Source organism: Nocardiopsis lucentensis DSM 44048 (assembly GCF_000341125.1).
GTDB classification, from domain to species: Bacteria; Actinomycetota; Actinomycetes; order Streptosporangiales; family Streptosporangiaceae; genus Nocardiopsis; species Nocardiopsis lucentensis.
In genome coordinates this window covers 1-2,373 of the sequence record NZ_ANBC01000794.1, presented here as the reverse complement: position 1 = coordinate 2,373, position 2,373 = coordinate 1, and the positions used below count along the sequence as shown (strand labels likewise).

The following is a 2,373-nucleotide window of genomic DNA, read 5'->3' as shown; positions in this document are numbered from 1 at the left end:
TCGCGGCGTGAGAGCACCCGGGCGAACGTTTCCGGCCACAGCACTAGAGCGTCTCGAACGGACGTCCGCCGGGCCGGGGCCGAAGTCGCCGCCGGCCCGGACCGCAGGTGCGGGTACGCGGTGTTCAGCAGTTCGAACAGCCGGAGTCCGTGGTGCGGTGTGCGTCGTCGGCCGCACCGCCGTCGGTTTGACGACGACGCTCGAGCAGAACGGTGTCGCGCCATGCGTCGCGCTGGCGGGCGATGCGCTCACGCACGCCGACGGTGCGGAAGCCCGCCTGGTGGTGCAGGGCGAGGCTCGCGCGGTTCTCGGGGAAGATCGACGTTTGCAGAGTCCAGATCCCGGCCGCGTCGGCTTCGGTGACCTGGCGGTGCAGCAGTGCCTTGCCCACTCCCCGGCCGCGGGCGCCCTCGGCGACGCAGACCGATGTCTCGGCCACCCCGGCGTAGGCCTCGCGTTGGGAGACGGCTGCGGCGGCGGCCCACCCGATCACGCGTCCGTCGGCCTCGGCGACCCAGCGGTGCCCGGGAAGCCACGTGTTCTTCAACCTCTCCGCCGCGGGGACCTCGGTTTCGAAGGTGGCGTGGCCGGTGGAGATGCCTTGGGCGTAGATCTCCCGCACCGCGTCCAGGTCCGTGTCGGTCATGGCGCGCGTGGTGACACCGGGGGGCAGGTCGGTGGGGCAGCAGGGGCGGGCGTTGAGCATGCCCATGACGGCGTCGGCTGCGTGGGGTAGGCCCGTGCAGCAGGTCGGGTTGACCACCACCTGGGTCGTGGTGCCCGCCTTGGCCAGGGTCACGAAGCCCACGTCGGCGAGCTTGCGCAGGTGGTGGGAGACCGTGGGCTGGCGGATGTCCACCGACTTCGCGAGTTCTCCGACGCTGATCGGCCCCGAAGCGGTGGCGATGGCGTGCAGCAGTCGGACGCGCATGGGTTCGGCCAGGCAGGCGAACCAGGCGGCGTAGGTCTCGGCGTCGGCGGGTGGCAGCACGTGTGCATCGCGTTGCGCGCTCAACATACTCATACCCTCATTATCGACGCATATCGATGCTTGCATCCATTGATTCGCGTCGATAGAGTCTCATTGCATAGATGCTCATCGATGGAAGGGTGTGTCATGACCGTAGAGCTTCCGGTAGTGGTGATCGGCGCGGGGCCCGCCGGGCTGGCGGCGGCGGCCGAGCTGGTCGAGCGGGATCTTCCGGTGCTGGTCCTGGAGAGGGGTGGACGGGCCGGGGCGGCGGTCGCCGAGTGGGGCCACGTGCGTCTGTTCTCCTCCTGGCGCGACCTGGTGGACCCGGCGGCGGAGAAGCTGCTCACCGGTACCGGTTGGCGGCGTCCGGCCGACGATGTCTACCCGACCGGACGGGAGTGGGTCGAGTCCTACCTGGTTCCGCTGGCCGAGGCGCTGGGAGACCGGGTGCGGTTCGGCGCCGAGGTGACCGGGGTCAGCCGTCTGGGCAGGGATCGCGTCGTCGACGCGGCTCGGGAACAGCAGCCCTTCACGGTACGGGTGCGCACCGAGGGGGGCGAGGAGCGCGTCCTGGCGCGTGCGGTGGTGGACGCCTCCGGGACGTGGGGCTCGCCGAATCCGTTGGGCGCCGACGGACTGCCCGCCCTGGGCGAGGACACCGCTGGGGCGCGGATCTCCTACCGGATCCCCGACCTGGCGGATCCGCGGGTGCGGGACCGCCACGCGGGCCGCGCCACGGCGGTGGTGGGGCGCGGCCACTCGGCTCTGACCACCATCGTCGCCCTCGCCGCGCTCGCTGAGGAGGAGCCCGGAACCACGGCGGTGTGGGTGCTGCGCCGGGGTGAGGTCGGTGACGCCTTCGGAGGCGGAGAGGCCGACCAGCTCGCCGAGCGCGGGGCCCTGGGCCTGCGGGCCAAGGCGGCGGTCGAGGCCGGGCACATCCGGGTCGTCACCGGTTTCCGGGCCGCCGAGGTCCGTTCGGAGCACGGGCGCCCGGTGCTGGTGGACGGGAACGGACAGCCGCTGGATCCGGTGGACGAGGTGGTGGTGCTGACCGGGTTCCGCCCGGACCTGTCGTTCCTCTCCGAGATCCGGCTGGCGGTGGACCCGACGCTCCAGGCCCCGGTGGAACTGGCCCCGCTCATCGACCCCAATGTGCACTCCTGCGGTACGGTCTACCCCCACGGAGCCAAGGAGCTGTCCCATCCCGAGGAGGGTTTCTACCTGGCGGGGATGAAGTCCTACGGCCGCGCTCCCACGTTCCTGGCCCTGACCGGATACGAGCAGGTGCGCAGTATCGCCGCGCGCGTCGCGGGTGACCACGAGGCGGCCGACCGGGTGGAGCTGGTCCTGCCCGAGACCGGGGTGTGCGGCGGGTCCGGCCTGTCCGACGCCTCAGA

General features: G+C 71.8%; 2 protein-coding genes. One reads left to right on the top strand and one right to left on the bottom strand.

Translation table 11 applies throughout. The features are described from left to right. Positions 1-124: 124 nt before the first annotated feature. Positions 125-1,024 (bottom strand): helix-turn-helix domain-containing GNAT family N-acetyltransferase, encoded by a 900-nt coding sequence (locus D471_RS36580; RefSeq protein ID WP_040691624.1) that lies wholly within the window; start codon positions 1,022-1,024, stop codon positions 125-127. A gap of 93 nt (positions 1,025-1,117) precedes the next feature. Here D471_RS36580 and D471_RS0127740 point away from each other — a divergent pair. Continuing rightward, positions 1,118-2,373: FAD-dependent oxidoreductase (locus D471_RS0127740; protein WP_026128138.1), on the top strand; the 1,256-nt coding region annotated here is incomplete at its 3' end.

Excerpts from the sequence above, each read along its gene's own strand:
- D471_RS36580 (WP_040691624.1), bottom strand. The coding sequence starts at position 1,024 with ATGAGTATGTTGAGCGCGCAACGCGATGCACACGTGCTGCCACCCGCC.